This window comes from Hymenobacter sp. UV11, from assembly GCF_004684095.1.
Classification (GTDB): Bacteria; Bacteroidota; Bacteroidia; order Cytophagales; family Hymenobacteraceae; genus Hymenobacter.
Genome location: NZ_SRII01000004.1, coordinates 242040 through 258792, shown reverse-complemented (window position 1 = coordinate 258792; position 16753 = coordinate 242040). Strand labels below are relative to the sequence as shown.

At 60.7% G+C, this 16753-nt stretch carries 16 protein-coding genes and 1 tRNA gene; 11 read left to right on the top strand and 6 right to left on the bottom strand.

Going from position 1 to position 16753, the window contains the following annotated elements:
- Positions 1–44 precede the first annotated feature (44 nt).
- The 5 genes from mgtE to E4631_RS08525 all read left to right on the top strand — a co-directional run bounded on the left by mgtE (position 45) and on the right by E4631_RS08525 (position 4614).
- Positions 45–1427 carry a magnesium transporter gene (gene mgtE / locus E4631_RS08545; RefSeq protein ID WP_133659678.1) on the top strand — a complete coding sequence of 461 codons (1383 nt, stop codon included), beginning with the start codon at positions 45–47 and terminating at the stop codon, positions 1425–1427.
- Positions 1428–1657: 230 nt separating this feature from the next.
- On the top strand, positions 1658–2383 hold the full coding sequence (locus E4631_RS08540; RefSeq protein WP_133659677.1) for a hypothetical protein: 726 nt from the start codon (positions 1658–1660) through the stop codon (positions 2381–2383).
- 105 nt (positions 2384–2488) lie between these two features.
- Positions 2489–3127, top strand: a complete 639-nt coding sequence (locus E4631_RS08535; RefSeq protein WP_133659676.1) for a hypothetical protein — start codon at positions 2489–2491, stop codon at positions 3125–3127.
- A complete protein-coding gene (locus tag E4631_RS08530) occupies positions 3106–3933 on the top strand; it encodes a sensor histidine kinase (protein WP_133659675.1) in 828 nt (275 codons plus the stop codon). The genes E4631_RS08535 and E4631_RS08530 overlap by 22 nt, the downstream gene beginning before the upstream one ends.
- Positions 3934–3945: 12 nt before the next feature.
- Entirely contained in the window at positions 3946–4614 is a 669-nt protein-coding gene (locus tag E4631_RS08525; RefSeq protein ID WP_133659674.1) for a response regulator transcription factor, read from the top strand.
- Positions 4615–4921: 307 nt separating this feature from the next.
- Here the strand turns inward: E4631_RS08525 and arfB are convergent, their stop codons facing one another.
- Together arfB and E4631_RS08515 are read right to left on the bottom strand one after the other, a co-directional pair.
- Complete coding sequence (arfB, locus tag E4631_RS08520; protein ID WP_133659673.1) at positions 4922–5326, bottom strand: alternative ribosome rescue aminoacyl-tRNA hydrolase ArfB; 405 nt, start codon at positions 5324–5326, stop codon at positions 4922–4924.
- 81 nt (positions 5327–5407) lie between these two features.
- Positions 5408–6361 (bottom strand): 3-oxoacyl-ACP synthase III family protein, encoded by a 954-nt coding sequence (locus E4631_RS08515; protein ID WP_133659766.1) that lies wholly within the window; start codon positions 6359–6361, stop codon positions 5408–5410.
- A 201-nt stretch (positions 6362–6562) separates the two neighbouring features.
- Between E4631_RS08515 and E4631_RS08510 the strand changes: the two genes are divergently transcribed.
- On the top strand, positions 6563–7048 hold the full coding sequence (locus tag E4631_RS08510; RefSeq protein WP_133659672.1) for a hypothetical protein: 486 nt from the start codon (positions 6563–6565) through the stop codon (positions 7046–7048).
- Positions 7049–7145: 97 nt separating this feature from the next.
- Positions 7146–7808: an MIP/aquaporin family protein gene (locus E4631_RS08505; RefSeq protein WP_133659671.1), complete on the top strand. Its 663-nt coding sequence runs from the start codon at positions 7146–7148 to the stop codon at positions 7806–7808.
- A 108-nt stretch (positions 7809–7916) separates the two neighbouring features.
- Here the strand turns inward: E4631_RS08505 and E4631_RS08500 are convergent, their stop codons facing one another.
- The 4 genes from E4631_RS08500 to E4631_RS08485 form a co-directional block, all read right to left on the bottom strand.
- Positions 7917–8837 (bottom strand): AraC family transcriptional regulator, encoded by a 921-nt coding sequence (locus E4631_RS08500; RefSeq protein ID WP_133659670.1) that lies wholly within the window; start codon positions 8835–8837, stop codon positions 7917–7919.
- Between the two features lie 110 nt (positions 8838–8947).
- Positions 8948–9943 carry an aldo/keto reductase gene (locus E4631_RS08495; RefSeq protein ID WP_133659669.1) on the bottom strand — a complete coding sequence of 332 codons (996 nt, stop codon included), beginning with the start codon at positions 9941–9943 and terminating at the stop codon, positions 8948–8950.
- 114 nt (positions 9944–10057) lie between these two features.
- On the bottom strand, positions 10058–11125 hold the full coding sequence (locus E4631_RS08490; RefSeq protein ID WP_133659668.1) for an aldo/keto reductase: 1068 nt from the start codon (positions 11123–11125) through the stop codon (positions 10058–10060).
- A gap of 223 nt (positions 11126–11348) precedes the next feature.
- Positions 11349–11421: transfer RNA gene (locus tag E4631_RS08485), tRNA-Phe, on the bottom strand.
- A 172-nt stretch (positions 11422–11593) separates the two neighbouring features.
- Here E4631_RS08485 and E4631_RS08480 point away from each other — a divergent pair.
- From E4631_RS08480 to E4631_RS08465, 4 genes are all read left to right on the top strand, one after another.
- Positions 11594–12973 (top strand): (Fe-S)-binding protein, encoded by a 1380-nt coding sequence (locus E4631_RS08480; protein ID WP_133659667.1) that lies wholly within the window; start codon positions 11594–11596, stop codon positions 12971–12973.
- Positions 12974–13013: 40 nt separating this feature from the next.
- On the top strand, positions 13014–13919 hold the full coding sequence (locus tag E4631_RS08475) for a (Fe-S)-binding protein (protein ID WP_133659666.1): 906 nt from the start codon (positions 13014–13016) through the stop codon (positions 13917–13919).
- A 219-nt stretch (positions 13920–14138) separates the two neighbouring features.
- Entirely contained in the window at positions 14139–14627 is a 489-nt protein-coding gene (locus E4631_RS08470) for a hypothetical protein (protein WP_133659665.1), read from the top strand.
- Between the two features lie 82 nt (positions 14628–14709).
- Complete coding sequence (locus E4631_RS08465; protein WP_133659664.1) at positions 14710–16656, top strand: OmpA family protein; 1947 nt, start codon at positions 14710–14712, stop codon at positions 16654–16656.
- Positions 16657–16753: the final 97 nt, after the last annotated feature.

Here is a 16753-nt window from a genome sequence, read left to right as displayed (position 1 = left end):
CAATCCCTTTTTCAAAGCCCTTCACCCGGTTTTCCCTTCTGCCTATGACCGCGCCCGAAACCTTGGACCAAATTACCACGCTGATTCAGGAGGGCGAGTTTTTTAAGTTGAAAAAGCTGCTGCGCTCATTTCAGGCCAGCGAATTGGTGGAGTTGATTGAGAATGAGGACGAGCGCGAGCAGCTCATCATTTTCCGGCTGCTGCCGCTGGAGCTGGCTACGCAAGTTTTTGAGTACCTCGACCTGGAGGTGCAGCGCCACTTCCTCGAAAACCTGGCCCAGGATAAAGTCACCGACATTCTCAATGAGATGTCGCCCGACGACCGCACGGCCCTGCTCGAGTTCCTACCAGCCAACTTCGTGGCCGAGCTGGTGCAGAACCTCTCCGAGCCCGAGCGCCGCGTGACCCTGCAGCTGCTGGGCTACCCCGAGTATTCGGTGGGCCGCCTCATGACGCCCGACTACATCGCCATTCGCGAAAACTGGAACGTGCAGCAGGTACTCGACTTTGTGCGCCAGCACGGCGGGCAGTCCGAAACCCTGAACATGCTCTACGTGACCGATGCGCGCGGCAAGCTCATCGACGACATTCGCATCCGGGAGTTTCTGCTGGCCGCGCCCACCACGCGCGTTCGCGACATCATGGACCAGCGCTTCGTGTCGCTCACGGCGGGCCAGGACCAGGAGGAGGCCATCGACGTATTCCGGCGCAACGACCGGGTGGCCCTACCCGTGGTGAGCCCCGACCAGGGCATCCTGCTCGGCATCGTGACGTTGGACGACATTCTTAGTATTCGGGAGGAAGAAGACACCGAGGACATCCAGAAGTTTGGCGGCTCCGAAGCCCTCGACGAGCCCTACATGACTACCCCCCTGCTGCGGCTGGTGCAAAAGCGCGCCGGCTGGCTGGTGGTGCTCTTTTTGGGGGAATTGCTGACGGCCTCGGCCATGCAGTTCTTCGAGGGCGAATTGCAGAAAGCCATCGTGCTGGTGCAGTTTATTCCGCTCATTATCAGCTCGGGGGGCAATTCGGGCTCGCAGGCCACCTCGCTCATTATCCGGGCCATGGCGCTGGGCGAGTTTACGCTGGGCGAGTGGTGGCGGGTGTTGCGGCGCGAACTGCTGGGCGGCATTATGCTGGGCCTCATTCTGGGCATTGTCGGCTTTGCGCGCATCGCCATCTGGCAGAGCATCACGCCGATATACGGGCCGCACTGGCTGGCGGTGGCCACCACGGTGGGGGTAGCGCTGGTGGGCATTGTGCTGTGGGGCAGCATTGCGGGCTCGATGCTGCCGCTGATACTGCGGCGGCTGGGCCTCGACCCGGCTACCTCATCGGCGCCCTTCGTGGCTACGCTCGTAGACGTGACGGGGCTGATTATCTACTTCAGCGTGGCCTTGGTGATGCTGCGCGGCACGCTTCTTTAGCGTGCGAAAACCAAGTAGAAATACTCGTTTTGAAAACCCCGTAGTTCTACGCTAGCACTACTGCTCAGCTAGTTGTCTCTTTGTAGTCTTACAATGGCTACAATTTTGGTATGAAGGCCTGTCTGGAAAGCCCCTATGCATCATGCGTAGGGGCTTTTTGGTAAAGTGCCCATCAACCAGCTTATTTAGCGCACTTTACGACTACCTATTCACCCTTTTCTGCTTGCACTATGGCTAACCAAGTACCTTCGCTACCCGGCATTCTTGGCCAGTCGCTGTTTGACCAATACGCCGCCAATTGGCTGGCCATTATTAGCCGACCCGATACGGCGGCGTTGCAGCAGAGCTTTGTAGTGGCCGACGACCAGCCCCTGCTGGCGGGGGTAGGCTTTCCGCTGGAGCGCATTGCCCAGCTGGTTGGCACCGTTGGGGCGGTGAATATCAAGGCCCGATTTGTCATCATGCCGCCCGTAGCGGGCAGCAAGCCGCTGTTCTCGGTAGCCTTGTTTGCCACCGACTCACTCGATGCCCGCCTGTCGTCGTACTACGTGCCCGACCAGTTTTTTACCGACCCGCTGCTGGTAGCGCAGGGCGGCGGCCCCACGGTGGTGCACCGCAACCAGATAGCCAACAGCCTGGGGCAGCGCTGGGCACGCAACTGGCAAGGTATTAAGGACGTGAAACCGGAGTTTTTTGCTAGCCACTACGGCCCGCTGCGCGGCTATACATTTGAGCTGGGCGAATTTATGGCTCCGTTTTTTCGGCTCGATGACCTCGCAGCAGCGTCGCTGCGCCTGTCGTTCGTGCTACACGATTACTACCAGCCTTCGCCAACCGGCGACGATGTACTTACTTACACCTTCGCGCTGGTGCTGCGCCTGGAGCGCGGCGACAAGCTCCTAGACGGCGACGATCCCCTGATGGATACTGCCAAGCCCTGCCCGCCTACCTGCTAGAATTATATAATAATATTAATTTATTTACTAATATTTATTAACCGCACCCCCTGCCCTAACTAGTTGGTAAAAAGCGGATAAATGCATTTTTCGCGAAGGTTCTTTATGCTTGATACAATAGTATTCATTGCCTATATTATCTTAGCCTTATCAGTGTTGGTTGGCAGTTGGCGCTTTCGGCAGCTGCCAACCAACCTGCGCTATTTGGTAGGCTTGGTTGGCTTAGAAGTAATAACAGAAGTAATTACTTATACCCTACACACTTATCACAAGCCTAACTTATTTATAAACCCCCTTTTTATCGCCGGTGAGCTTTGGCTGCTGGCGCTGGTGTACGACAAAACGCTGCACTACCCCGAGTTTTCGCGGGTGCGGCCGTGGCTGGCGGGTGCCTTTGTGGCGTACTGCGCGCTCGATTTTCTGCTTGCACCCGAGGTAGCGCGCTTTAAGCCGGCGCTGCAGCTGATAGAAAGCCTGTTGATACTCGGGCTGGTAGCCCTCTATTTCCGCAAACTGCTGCACGAGCTACGCGTGACGCAGCTTGAGCGAGAACCCATGTTTTGGGTATCAGTAGGCCTGGTTATCAATCACTTGGGCAAGTCTCAAATTTATTTATTCAGCAATTTTCTACTCACGCACTACTCTCACCAGCTGAACTTACACATTTGGGACTTCCACGCGCTGCTTTTAGCTGTGTTGTATAGCTGCTACCTTGTGGCCCTATGGATTCGCCCCCTGAATTAGCGTTTGGCCAGCTGCTGATGGGCGGCATCAGCATCATGCTGCTTGCGGCGGTAGCGCTGGTGCTGTTTATCGTCACGTATCAGAAGCGGCTGCTGCAACAGCAGCTGCGGCTGCGTGCGGCCGAGGCCGAGTACCAGCAGCAGCTGCTGGCAGCCGTTATCGACGCCCAGGAACACGAGCGCGAGCGCATTGGGCGCGACCTGCACGACGGCATCGGCTCGACGCTGGCTACGGCCAAGCTGCTGGCCGGCCGCCTCGGCAGCAGCGGCCCGACCGACGACTCGGCAAACCTGCTCAAGATGATAAAGGACATCTTGGGCAACTCGGTGCAGGATGTGCGCAGCATCTCGCACAGCCTGTACCCGGCCGTGCTCGACCGCTTTGGCCTGGCCGAAGCCTTGCAGCACCTGGCCGATGTGAGCAACGAGGCCGGCACGCTGCCCGTGGAGCTGGCCATCGAGTATCCGCAGCCCCTACCCCTCACCCAGGAGCTAGCGCTCTACCGCATCTGCCAGGAGCTGATTCATAATGCGCAGAAGCATGCCCACGGCGCCACCCAGCTCGACGTGCGCCTGCACCAGGCGGGCCCGCACCTCACCCTGACCGTGGCCGACGACGGCATTGGCTTCGACCCCGAAGCCCTGACGCACCTGCGGCCGGCCTCGGGGGGCGTGGGCCTGCGCGGCATCGAGGTGCGCGTGCGCATGCTGCACGCCCGCTTCAGCCAGCAGTCGGCGCCCGGCCAGGGCACCCGCACGCTTATCGAGCTCGACACGCTGCCCGCTACTACTACTGCTACTACCTAGCCCACCCGCTCTATGTCAACTTCTATCGCCGCCATTCAGATTGCGCTGCTCGACGACCACCAGCTATTCCGCCAGGGAATGCGCTACATTTTGCAGGCGCTGCCCTTTGTGGAGGAAGTGGTAGAAGCCGGCGAGCTAGCCGAGCTTCAGGTGCTGTGCCGCCAGCGCCTACCCGACATTTTGCTGCTCGACCTGCAAATGCCTAACATAGACGGCACCGAGGCCGCGCGCCAGCTCTTGCAGGAGTTTCCCGACCTGCGTATTATCGTGCTCTCTATGTTTTCGGCCGATAAGTACATCACCCAGATGATGAAGCTGGGCGCGCGCAGCTACCTGCCCAAGGATGTGGACCAGGACCAGCTGCGGACCACCATCGAAGAAGTATTGAGCACGGGCTACTACTTCACGCCGCGCATTTCGCGGGCGCTCATCCGGGGCGTGCAGCACCCCGAGCGCACCCCTACCCCCACCCAGCCCGACTTAGTGCAGCTCACCGCCCGCGAGCACGAGGTGCTCAACCTCATTTGCAAGGGCTGCACCGCTTCCGAAATCGCCGAAAAGCTTTTTATCAGCCGCCGCACTGCCGAGGGCCACCGCCAAAAGCTGCTCGAAAAAACCCACGCCCCCAACGCGGCCGGCCTGGTGGTGTACGCCGTGCGGCACGGCCTGCTCGATAACTAGACGGGCCGGGAAAGCACGTAGAAATACCTGTTTTTCAAAAAACAGGTATTTCTACGTTAGCAAAGCTGGAGGCCTAGCAGGTCCTTTGCAGTGGAAAACGAGGGGGAACAAGCCTACGCAAGTAGGGTAGCGGCTTATTCTCACTGAGTTACTTCCTTCAGCCTTTCTAGCTACGAAAACGCACTTATCCGCTTCTACTTGCCAGCTACCAGGCGTTGCCTGCCTACCCTGCGGCTGTGCTACCCCCTCTTTTCCTACCCTGCCGGCCCATGCTACCCCGCGTAGCGTGGGCCGCGTGGCGTAAGGGCTAGTCGGGGCGGCGGCGGTTAGCCTTTTTATCACTCTGGATTTTCTTGCCCTCCAGGCGCTTGCGCACGGCGCCGGCACTGGGGCGCGTGGCGCGGCGCGGCTTGGGGCGGCGCAGGCTTTTGTCGAGCAACTGGTGAAACCGCGTGAGCACAATTTCCTTGTTGCGCAGTTGGCTGCGGTCGTCCTGAGCCACCAGCAGCAACAGGCCCTCGGTGGTGAGCTGCGGGGCCAGCTTTTCGAGGATGAGGGCTTTTTGCGCCTCCGTGAGCACCTGCGAGGCTTGCAGGTGCCAGCGCAGCTCCACGCGGCTTTCCACCTTGTTCACATTCTGCCCGCCCGGCCCGCTAGCCCGGCTGGTCTGAAAGGTGATTTCGGGTAGAAAAGCAACGGCAGGCGGCAGCATAAAGTGTAGGGTAAGCTTTAGCTTGCCGAATGGGGATTAATGCACTATTCTTTAAGAACTTATGGCAAGCTAAAGCTTACCCTACACAGGCTTTTCCAGCAGCATGGCGCCGTAGGAGTAGCCACCGCCGAAAACGGTGATAATAATTTTATCGCCCGCCTTGATTTTAGACCAGATTTCGGCTAGGCCAATGGCGGCCCCCGCGCAACCGGTATTGCCGAGGCGGTCAATGTTGTTGACGGCGCGGGCCGGGTCGAGGCCCAGCTGCTTCACCACGTTGGCCGAGATGCGCAGGTTGGCCTGGTGCGGAATGAGGTAGCTCAGCTCAGCTACCGGCAGCTGGTGCGCATCGAGCAATTGCTGCGTAATGCGCGCCATGTAGGTGCAGGCCTGCTGAAACACGTCGCGGCCGTAGGGCATCACGATGCCTTTGTCAACGGGCTTGAGGGTTACGGCCTCGTCGGCCTTGCCCATGGGGGCGGCGCCGCCCGTGAGCACCTGCACTACATGCAGGTCGCCGGGGGCCAGGGGCTCCTTGGTGAAGAGCAGGGCCGCCGCACCGTCGCCCCAGAGGTGGCCGGCCATGGTATCCTCCTCGTTGTTGTAGGCCGTGTTATGCTCGCTCACCACCACCAGCGCGCGGCTGGCTTTACCAAGGGCAAAGTAGCCCTCCACAATCTCCACGGCATTGAGCAGCGACGAGCAGGCCGACGAGATGCTCACTACCGGTATCTCGTTGATGTTCAGCTCGCGCTGCACGGCGTGGGCGGCCGTGTAGATAGTATCGTGGGGCGTGTAGGTGCCCGCCACGATGAGGTCGATACTAGCAGCGTCGAAAGCTGGTATCTCCGCTAAAAGTGCCCGCGTGGCTGCGATAGCCATCGTATTGGCGTTCTCGTCGCTGGCTGCCTTGCGACGCTCCCGGATGCCGGTTCGCTCAATTATCCAGTCCGACGCCAGGCCGTTGAGCCGGGTAAAATGTTCGTTCGTAACGACGGCCACCGGTAGATAGGCGGCCACGTGGTGCAAGTACACGGAGGGGTAGGGGGTAGGGGGAGATAGAGAAATTACGGGCAAAGTTCCGGCTAACAGACGTTAGCAGCCGAAAAAAGGTCGTAAAAGCCGGAATTTTGCACGCCCTGCGGTTCAGCTTCCCCCACGTACTAGCCGCAGGCCGCCGTGCGTTTATACAGCCCAGTTTGGCCCTTTGGCAGGGTCGTTGCGTTAGAGCCCCGTATGTCAGTTCGTTTCATTATAGCTAATCTGGGTTTAGTGCTAGCCCTGAGCCGGCCCGCCGCCGCGCAGAAATACATCACGGCCGCCGGGGTGCGCTTGGGCGGCGGCAACTACGGCATCACGGTGCAGCAGCTGGTGGCGCCACGCGTCACCATTGAGGGTATTGCGGGGCTGGGCACGCGCGAGTACAGCGGCACGGTGCTGGGCGAGTATCACTTTGGTATTTTAGGGCCGAGCCTCAACTACTACTTCGGCGCGGGTGGGCACCTGGGCCACAACAAGGACTCGGGCGCCTTCAGCGGCCTCGATGGCATTGTGGGCGTTGAGTACAAAGTGGCCTTTCTACCCGTTGCGCTCAGCTTCGATTTCAAGCCCAGCCTGGAGTTTGGCAGCGACGACTACGCCCGCTTTCCCACGGCGTTCTCTATTCGCTACGTGTTCATCAAGCGCAAAATCAGCCTATTCGACCAGATTCGGGGTCGTTAGCCGCGTTGGCCATGGCGGCGGGGGGTAGGGAAAATCTGCCGGGCCGGGCACTTACGTAGCTTTGGACCCAGCTTATTCCTTTTCCCTACCCCTGCGCATGAGTGCTTTTACGCGCGCGTTATTTGCCGAAGTGCTCGGCACGGCCGGCCTCCTACTGTTCGGCACCGGTGCCATTGTCGTAGACGACCTGACGAGTGCCATCGGCCACGGCGGCGTGTCGCTGGCTTTTGGCCTGATAGTATTGATTTTGATTCAGGCTTTCGGGCCCGTGAGCGGCGCCCATCTTAACCCCGCCGTGACGGTGGCTTTTTGGGTGGCGGGCCGGTTTGAGGGCCGCCAGGTGCTGCCCTACGTGGCGGCGCAGGTGCTAGGCGGGCTATTGGGCAGTGCCCTGTTGCTGCCGCTGGCCCCGGCCGGCTCGGCGCTGGGGGCCACGCTGCCCAGCCACGGCGTAGGCGTGGCGCTAGGCGTCGAAATCGGCCTCACCTTCTGGCTGATGCTCGTTGTGTTGCAAGTGGCCTACGGCTCGCACGAGCAGGGCTTGCTGGCGGGCATCACCATCGGGGCCACGGTGGCGCTGGAGGCGCTGGTGGGCGGCCCGCTCTCGGGCGCCTCCATGAACCCTATTCGCTCGCTGGCCCCGGCCCTGGTGAGCGGCCACCTAGCATCAGCCTGGGTCTACGTAGTGGGCCCGGTGGCCGGCGCGCTGCTGGCCGTGGGGGCCGATAAGCTGCTGCGCCCCGCCCCTACCCCCCTTTAGTTAGCTGTTAGCTGTTAGCTGTTAGCTGTTAGCTGTTAGCTGTTAGCTTTCTACTTGACTTATAGGGCTTTGTTTTCAATGTAATGTCCGTTCCTCTAAAAAAAGTGCTTACTGGGCCGAAAACCGGAAGGCGGCTGGCGTCTGCCCCGTCTTGCTTTTGAAAAGCCGCGTGAAGTACTGCGGATACTCGAAGCCCAGCCGGAATGCTGTTTCGTTGATGGTGAGCGACGTGCTGAGCAACAGCTGCTTGGCCCGCTCGATGAGGGCATGGTGGATGTGCTGCTGGGTGCTTTGGCCGGTGAGCGTGCGCAGCATATCGCTGAGGTAGGCCGGCGACACGCTGAGCGCGTCGGCAAAGTGCTGCACGGTGGGCAGGTGGCCCGCATCGGCCGAAAAATAACCAGTGAGCAGCGCCTCGAAGCGGCTCAGCAGGTCGTGCTCGGCCGTGCGGCGGGTCAGAAACTGGCGGTGGTAGAAGCGGTTGGCGTAGCTCAGCAGCAGCTCAAGCTGCGCGATGAGCACGTCCTGGCTAAAGGAGTCGATGGGGCGCTCGCACTCACTTTTGAGGCCCCCAAGCAGGCCGTCGAGCATTGTTTCTTCCTGCGCCGACAAGTGCAGGGCTTCGTGCACATCGTAGGCAAAAAAGCCGTAGCCCGCCATTTTCTGGGCCAGCGGGTAAGTGCGCAGCAAATCGGGATGAAACACTAGCATCCAGCCCGTTACCTGGGAAGCCGCCAAGCGGGCATCGGCCTGAAACACCTGGCCGGGAGCCGAAAAGCCCAGCACGCCCTCCCGAAAATCATACGTCTGGCGCCCGTAATAAAGCGGGCCATCCAGGCCGCGCTTCAGAAAAATAGTGTAGAGCTGCGGCACCACCGGGTCGGTGAGGGGGGGTAGCAACGGGCCGCTCGCCTGCTCGCGGGCGCTCCCCAAATCAATGAGCGTCAGCAGCGGATGCGTCGGCGCGGGCAACCCATAAAACCGGGTGTAGTCCGTGACGGTGGCCAGCGTGCGAAAATCTTTCTTCATGGCTGATTGCTGTGTACTTGTTTGTCCCCAAAGGAGTTGCTCAAGCGAACGTCATTCCGAGCTTGCCGCGGAATGACGTTCGCTTGAGCAACTCTATTCCGAAGAAAAAACTAGCCTTCGGGATAAGCCGCGCCCACGGCACTGCCCACCGGCAGAATAGCATCTAACTCGGCCAGCTCGGTTGAGCTCAGGACAATACCGGCAGCGGTGACATTGGTTTCCAGGTTTTTACGCCGCCGGGTGCCAGGAATGGCAACCACGCCCTGGGCCAGCACCCAGGCCAGGGCCAACTGCGCGGCGGTCATGCCTTTGGTAGCGGCCAGGGCCTGGAGCTTTTCAACCAGCGCCAGGTTTTTATAGAAATTCTCGCCCTGATAGCGCGGGAAAAAGCGGCGAAAATCATCGGACGCGAAGTCATCGGGCGAGGTAATCTCGCCCGATAAAAAGCCCCTGCCCAGCGGCGAGTAGGCCACGAAGCCGATGCCCAGCTCCCGCGTAGTAGCCAGGATATCCTCTTCTTCGGGGCGGCGGTCGAAGAGCGAATACTCAGTTTCGAGGGCCGAAATCGGGTACACGGCGTGCGCCCGGCGGATGATGTCGCCCGGCACTTCGCTCAGGCCCAGGTAGCGCACCTTGCCTTCCTCCACGAGCCGGCTCATGGCCCCTACCGTGTCCTCAATGGGGATAGCCGGGTCGAGGCGGTGCAGGTAGTACAAGTCTACGTAGTCGGTGCCCAGGTTCTGTAGCGACCGCTCAATGGACTTGCGCACGTAGTCGGGCCGGCCGTTCAGGGCATTGGTCATGTGGCCCGCATTGTCCACCTCGAAGCCGAATTTGGTGGCGATGGTATACTGGTCGCGCTTACCGGCCACGGCTTTGGCCACCAGGCGCTCATTTTCGAGTGGGCCGTAGATGTCGGCCGTGTCGAGCATGGTCACACCCAGTTCCAGGGCGCGGTGAATGGTGGCAATGCTCTCGGCTTCGTCGGCGGTGCCGTACACGCTCATGGCACCCGAGGCCATGCCCGTCATGCCCATGCAGCCCAGGCCCTCGACCGATACGCGCAGGCCCTGGGTGCCCAAAGCCACTTGTTTGATAGTGCTCATTTTGTGTGGTTTATAACGGGAATACGTAATCCCTTTTGACCTTACAAAGGTCCGCCACCCGCCCGCGGCCGGGCCTATACAAACCCGCGTTTCTGCTACACAAAACGCCGCCCCCTACCCCCTGCTACCCGGCTCACCCCAGCCCTGCACGGCATTCTTGCCAAACACGGCGCCCTTCATCAGCGTCCACATCCGGTCGTAGAAAGGGTCCTGAATGCTGGCATTGTCGAGCGCGCGCAGCTGCTCGGGGCTGAAGCGCACGTCGAGCGCGGCCAGGTTGTCGTGCAGCTGCGCCACCCGGCTGGCCCCGATGATGGGCGCCGTAACGCCCGGCTGGGCCGCCACCCAGGCCAGGGCCGCCTGCGCCGGCGAGCAGCCCAGCGCGGCTGCCACCGGCCGCAGGGCATCGAGTATGCGCCAGTTATGCTCCGTAAATTTCATGTCGCCAAACGGGTTGGGGCCGCTGAGCCGGCCTTCGCCGCTAGGCTTGCCGCCGCTGGTGGGGCGCTCGTACTTACCGGCCAGGAAGCCGGCCGCCAGCGGGCTCCAGGGCGTGAGGCCCAGGCCCAGGTCGCGGGCGGCGGGCAGGTGCTCGCCCTCAATGCGGCGCGCCACCAGCGAGTATTCCAGCTGCATGGCAATGGGCCCCGGCACGGCGTGGGCGGCGGCCAGCGTGGCCGCCTTAGTGGCAAACCAGGCCGGCATATCGGAAAAGCCGAAATAGCGGATTTTGCCGGCCCGCACGAGGTCGCCCAGCGTTTGCAGCACTTCCTCCACGGGCGTCACCGTGTCCCAGACGTGCAGCCAGTACAAGTCCACGTAGTCGGTTTTGAGGCGACGCAGCGAGCCTTCCAGGGCCTGGTAGATGTGCTTGCGGCCGTTGCCGCTGGCGTGCGGGTTGCCCGCCTGCGCCCCAAAGCCAAACTTCGTGGCCAGCACCAGCTGGTCGCGCAGGCCGCGCTCGGCCACGTACTGGCCCACCATTTCCTCGCTGCGGCCCCCGGCGTACACGTCGGCGGTGTCAATAAAATTGCCGCCGGCCTCTACATAGGCATCAAATACGGCGCGCGAAACATCGTCGGCCGAGCCCCAGCGAGCGGTGCCAAACGTCATGGTGCCCAGCGCAAGCGGGCTGACTACCAGGCCCGAGCGGCCCAGCGTGCGAAAATTAGTAAGGCTCATACCGAAGCGGAGATTGGAGGAACAATGGACGGCTGAAAGTTGAACAGCTTGCCACAGCAAAAGTCCGCCCTCTGCACGTTCCAGCAGTTATACAAACCCGTGCTTCTGCTACACAAAATACTGCAAGCTCCTACCCCCTTCCAGCGGGGCGAACCGCTGCGAACCCCAAAAGCAGGCATAAAAAAAGGCCCCGCTTTCAAAGAGAAAGCAGGGCCTTTTTTCGTGGCAACAGTTGGAATCGAACCAACGACACCAGCATTTTCAGTGCTGTGCTCTACCAACTGAGCTATGTTGCCGAGGTTTTCCCAGGCCCGGTGAGCGGCTTGGGAGCGCAAAGGTACGAAAAACCCGTAATGCTGCAAGAAATTGCGTAAAAAAAATCTATTACCTCCTGCTTTTACTGCAAAGTAGTCGTCATGCCTACTAAATTGCAGCCTCATCCCACCCCGCTGGCTTACCTTTACCCACATGCTGCAACCCATTCTTTTCGCGCTGCTATTGCTGGCAGCCTTCGGCCTGTTTGCCTGGCAGGTCCGAAAAATCCGGGCCAATATCCTCGTCGGGCGCGAGCGCGACATGAGCGGCCACGCCGCCGAGCGCTTCCGCAAAACGCTGCTGGTGGCCTTTGGTCAGCAAAAAATGTTTAAGCGCCTGACGCCCGCTTTTTTGCACCTCATCGTGTACGTGGGCTTTCTGGTTATTAATGTCGAAGTAATTGAGATTGTGGTGGATGGCTTGTTTGGCACGCACCGCTTTTTGGGGCTGCTGGGGCCGCTATACGACGGCCTGGTGGCCGTGAACGAGACGCTGGGCGCGCTGGTAATCATCGCGGTAGCCGCGTTCTGGTGGCGGCGCAACCACCAGCCGCCGGTGCGGCGTTTCACGGGCATCGAGTTGCGCGCCTGGCCCAAGCTCGATGCCAACATCATTCTCTACGTGGAGGTAGTGCTCATGGTGGCGCTGTTTCTGATGAACTCGGCCGACCTTAAGCTCCACCAGCTGGAGGGAAAGTTTTTGCCGGGCGCCTACCCCGTCAGCCACTTCCTCACGGGCCTGCTGCCCACCGACAAAGGCACGCTGCACCTGCTGGAGCGCGTGGGCTGGTGGGCGCACATTACCGGTATCTTGCTGTTTCTTAACTACCTGCCCAGCTCCAAGCATTTCCACATTATTCTGGCGTTTCCGAATGTGTGGTACTCGCGGCTGGTGCCGCAGGGGCAGTTTTCGAACGTGGAAAGCATCACCCACGAGGTGAAGGCCATGATGGACCCGAGCTACGAGGTGCCTACCCCCCCGGTGGGCCCCGATGGCTCGGCGCTGGCTCCTACCCCCTTCGGCGCCAAGGATGTGGAGGATTTGCCCTGGACGGCCATCATGAATGCGTACTCGTGCACCGAGTGCGGGCGCTGCACCTCGGTGTGCCCGGCCAACCTGACGGGCAAGCTGCTTTCGCCGCGCAAAATCATCATGGACACGCGCGACCGGGTGGAGGAAAAGTATAACTCGCCGCTCATCTTTCAGCCCAATATTTACGGCGAAGAGGCTAAACACGAGCCCGTTACGGACCTGATGGCGGCCACGCTGCTGCGCGGCAAAGTGACGCCCGAGGAGCTGTGGGCCTGCACCACCTGCAATGCCTGCGTAGAGAGCTGCCCGGTAAATATCAACCCGCTGGAGAGTATTATCGAGATGCGCCGCTTCCTGGTACTGGAAGAGTCGGCGGCGCCCAACTCGCTGAACGTCATGTTCTCCAATATCGAAAACAACGGCGCGCCGTGGGCTTTCTCGCCCTCCGACCGGCTCAACTGGGCCGACGAGCTGTACGTGGCCGAGAAAGCAACTGTGTAACTATCTGACAACGAATAACAAGCAATAGATTTTATTTAGTATGACGCCTATTATCCCTACCCCCCCGGCCAAGCGCCAACTCACCGTGCCGACTGTGGCCGACCTCGCGGCGCAGGGCAAAGTGCCCGAAATCTTGTTTTGGGTGGGCTGCGCCGGGGCCTTCGACGACCGGTACAAGCGCGTGACGCGCGCCTTTGCCCGCATTCTGGAGCACGTGGGCACCGACTACGCGGTGCTGGGCCTGGAGGAAAGCTGCACCGGCGACCCTGCCAAGCGCGCCGGCAACGAGTTTCTGTTTCAGATGCAGGCCATGCAGAACATCACGGTGATGAACGGCTACGGCATCAAGAAAATCGTGACGGCCTGCCCGCACTGCTTCAACACCATTAAGAACGAGTACCCGGCGCTGGGCGGCGAGTATGAGGTGATTCACCACAGCACGTACCTGCAACAGCTTATTAATGAAGGCAAAGTGGCGGTGAAGGGTGGCGAAAGCTTCCAGGGCCGCCGCATTACGTTTCACGACTCGTGCTACCTGGGCCGCGCCAATAACATCTACGAGGCCCCGCGCGACGTGCTGGCCGCTCTCGACGCCGACCTGGTGGAGATGAAGCGCAGCAAAGCCAACGGCCTGTGCTGCGGCGCGGGCGGCGCCCAAATGTGGAAAGAGCCCGAGCCCGGCAAAAAGGACATCAACATCGAGCGCACCGAGGAGGCCCTGGCCACGCTCAGCGGCCAGGCCGCAGCCCTGGACAACCTGCGGGGGGTAGAAACCGAGCGCGCCGCGCCCGGCGAGCACAGCCTGCAAGGCAGCATCATTGCCGTGAGCTGCCCTTTCTGCATGACCATGATGAGTGATGGCATGAAAAACAAAGAGCAGGAGGCTAACGTCCAGGTATTTGACCTGGCCGAGCTGGTAGCCAGCGCGGAAGGCCTCAACGCCTAAAAATCACGGATTACGCGGATTTTAGCGGATTTCACGGATTTTGTGGGCGACATTAACCGTAAGAAAGGCCCTGGCAGAATAGTAGTTGGCAAAAACTAATAGCCTGCATCTGGCTTAACCTTTGTGTGCCGCGCAGTGGCGGCATCACGTATCAGTAGGCCTGTATTAATCGCCCACAAAATCCGTGAAATCCGCTAAAATCCGCGTAATCCGTGATTTATGAATGTTGCTTTTGATAACTTGCCCGCCCGCGCCCGCGTGTGGGTTTACCAAGCCAGCCGCCCGCTGACGGAGGCCGAGCTAGTAGGTTTGCTGCCGCGCCTGGCCGCGTTTGCCGAGGAGTGGACGAGCCACGGGCAGCAATTGCTAGCGTCGGCGCAGTTTCTGCACCGGCAGTTTTTGGTGATTGGGCTCGATGAGGCGGCGGCCGGTGCCAGCGGCTGCTCCATCGACGCCTCGGTGCGCTTCGTGCGCGAGCTGGAGCAAACGCTAGGGGTAGGGCTGCTCGAAAAATCGCAGATGGCCTTTTTGAACGAAGGCGAGCTGCAAATGCTGACGCGCCGCGAGCTGCGCGCGGCCATCGCCGCTGGGCAGGTAGGCCCCGACACGCTGTACTTCAATAATACGGTGACGACGAAGGGCGAACTGGACGACCATTGGCCGGCGCCGGCCGGTCAAACCTGGCTATCCGGCTATTTTAAGGGTTAGGCTACGGCGGCGGCACTAATGAGCCAGCCCAAACCGTTGTATTATTGCCTACTTAAACCATTGACTTGCTTTTTTCGGCTGCATGGCTCTCCCCATTCGTTACTCGTCCTTCAGAAAATACGTACTTATCGGGGCTGCCGGCCCGGCCGTAGCCCTCAGCGGCTGCGCCTCGTCGGGCAAGCTCAGCAAGGCCGACAAGCGCTTCTTGCGCGGTGAATACGAGGCAGCCATTCCGCTCTACAAGGCCGATGCCACCAAAGGCAAGGGCGCGGCCCTGGCCAATTTTCGACTGGGCGAGTCTTACCGCTTGTCCAACCGCCTCGACCAGGCCGAGCCTTACTACAAGGCCGCCCTCGATGGCAACGCCCGCAACGCTGACTTGGATTACCGCTACGCCGAGGCGCTGCGCGCCGGCGGCAAGTTTGACGAGGCTGCCACACGCTTCACCGCTTACGCCCAAAGCGGCACCAACCGCACCCTGGCCGCCCACGCCGATGCCGAAGCCCGCAGCGCAACTGCCAGCAAGGCCCTGGCCAGCGCCAATGCCAGCTACGACGTAGCCCCGCTCGACGCGGTGAACTCGCCCAACTCTGATTTTTCGGCGGCGCGGATGCCGAATAGCGGCGAATTGGTGTTTGCCTCGGGCCGCGACGGCAAGCCCTACCCCGGCAACGGCGAGCGCTACACGGCGCTCTACGCCCAGAAGTTTGACGACCCGGCGGCCATGACCGGCGGCACCCCGCGCAAGCTGGAAGCGCTGTTTAACAACGATAAAGAGCTACAAGCCAGCGCTACCTACACGGCCGACGGCAAAACGATGGTATTTGCCCGCTCGAACGATGGCTCAAAAAAAGGCTACCGCAGCGTTGACTTGTGGATTTCGTACTATCGCAACGGCGCCTGGGTCGAGCCGGTGCTGGCCAATATCAACGACCGCACGGCCGACGATTTCGCGCCCGTTTTTGCGCCCGATGGCACTACGCTCTACTTTGCCTCGGGGCGCAAGGGCGGGCAGGGCGGCAACGACCTGTTTAAGGCCACGCTGGGGCCGAATGGCCGCTTCTCGCCGGCTGAGAACCTGGGCGAAACCATCAACTCGGTGGGCAACGACAACTTTCCGGGGGTAGCACCCGATGGCTCGCTGTACTTTTCCTCCGATGGCTGGCCGGGCTACGGCAAGCTCGATATTTTTCAGGTGAAAGACGGCAAGCCGGTGAACCTGGGGCCGGGCGTGAATGGCCCGTCCGACGACTTCGCGCCCTTCTTCACGGGACCGGGCACGGGCGTTTTCTCTTCCAACCGCGAGGGCGGCAAGGGCTCGGACGACCTGTACACGTTCAAGAAAAAGAACCGTAAGCTGGTCACGTTCTACGTCGATGGCACAGTGCTAGAACGTGATACGAAGGCCGGCACCAACAAGGTAGTGCCCAACGAAACGGTGACTATCACGAGCGGCAGCGGCCAGAAGCAAGACGTGCTGACCAACGCGGAAGGCAAGTTCTCGACCAAGCTCGACTCGGCCCAGACCTACGCGCTGCTCACCGACCGCCCCGGCGACTTTACGGCCCGCGCCAGCGTGAGCACCGTAGGCCGCTACCCCACCCAGGACCAGCTGCCAGAGCAGCAAAACGACATCCGGCTACCCGTGACCCTAGTGCTCAATAAGATAGTGGTGAACCGGGCCATCGAGGTGAAGGACATTTTCTACGATTACGACAAGTACAACATTCGCCCCGACGCGGCCATCCGCCTCGATACGCTGGTGCAGACCTTGCAGGATAATCCGAAAATCAACATCGAGCTGAGCTCGCACACCGACCAGCGCGGCAAAGACGCTTATAACCTGAAGCTGAGCCAGCAGCGCGCCGAGGCGGCCGTGGCTTACATTGTAAGTAAAGGCATTGATAAGCGCCGCATCACGGCCAAGGGCTACGGCGAAAGCCGCCCCATTGTGAAAGACGCCAAAACGGAGGAAGAGTACCAGCGTAACCGCCGCACCGAGTTTAAGGTGACGCGCATTGACAAGTAGCGCTGCCCTACCCCCTCTGCTAGCTTGAAGAAGGCCTCCCGCATGGGAGGCCTTTTTTATTGGCACGCCTTTGGATTATGGGCTAGGTACGCTGGTA

Bases quoted from the DNA above. Each gene is read 5' to 3' on its own strand.
- E4631_RS08475 (WP_133659666.1), top strand. From the start codon at position 13,014: ATGACGCCTATTATCCCTACCCCCCCGGCCAAGCGCCAACTCACCGTG.
- E4631_RS08535 (WP_133659676.1), top strand. From the start codon at position 2,489: ATGCTTGATACAATAGTATTCATTGCCTATATTATCTTAGCCTTATCA.
- E4631_RS08465 (WP_133659664.1), top strand. From the start codon at position 14,710: ATGGCTCTCCCCATTCGTTACTCGTCCTTCAGAAAATACGTACTTATC.
- E4631_RS08480 (WP_133659667.1), top strand. From the start codon at position 11,594: ATGCTGCAACCCATTCTTTTCGCGCTGCTATTGCTGGCAGCCTTCGGC.
- E4631_RS08505 (WP_133659671.1), top strand. From the start codon at position 7,146: ATGAGTGCTTTTACGCGCGCGTTATTTGCCGAAGTGCTCGGCACGGCC.
- E4631_RS08530 (WP_133659675.1), top strand. From the start codon at position 3,106: ATGGATTCGCCCCCTGAATTAGCGTTTGGCCAGCTGCTGATGGGCGGC.
- E4631_RS08540 (WP_133659677.1), top strand. From the start codon at position 1,658: ATGGCTAACCAAGTACCTTCGCTACCCGGCATTCTTGGCCAGTCGCTG.
- E4631_RS08490 (WP_133659668.1), bottom strand. From the start codon at position 11,125: ATGAGCCTTACTAATTTTCGCACGCTGGGCCGCTCGGGCCTGGTAGTC.
- E4631_RS08470 (WP_133659665.1), top strand. From the start codon at position 14,139: ATGAATGTTGCTTTTGATAACTTGCCCGCCCGCGCCCGCGTGTGGGTT.
- arfB (WP_133659673.1), bottom strand. From the start codon at position 5,326: ATGCTGCCGCCTGCCGTTGCTTTTCTACCCGAAATCACCTTTCAGACC.
- E4631_RS08495 (WP_133659669.1), bottom strand. From the start codon at position 9,943: ATGAGCACTATCAAACAAGTGGCTTTGGGCACCCAGGGCCTGCGCGTA.
- E4631_RS08510 (WP_133659672.1), top strand. From the start codon at position 6,563: ATGTCAGTTCGTTTCATTATAGCTAATCTGGGTTTAGTGCTAGCCCTG.
- E4631_RS08500 (WP_133659670.1), bottom strand. From the start codon at position 8,837: ATGAAGAAAGATTTTCGCACGCTGGCCACCGTCACGGACTACACCCGG.
- E4631_RS08525 (WP_133659674.1), top strand. From the start codon at position 3,946: ATGTCAACTTCTATCGCCGCCATTCAGATTGCGCTGCTCGACGACCAC.
- mgtE (WP_133659678.1), top strand. From the start codon at position 45: ATGACCGCGCCCGAAACCTTGGACCAAATTACCACGCTGATTCAGGAG.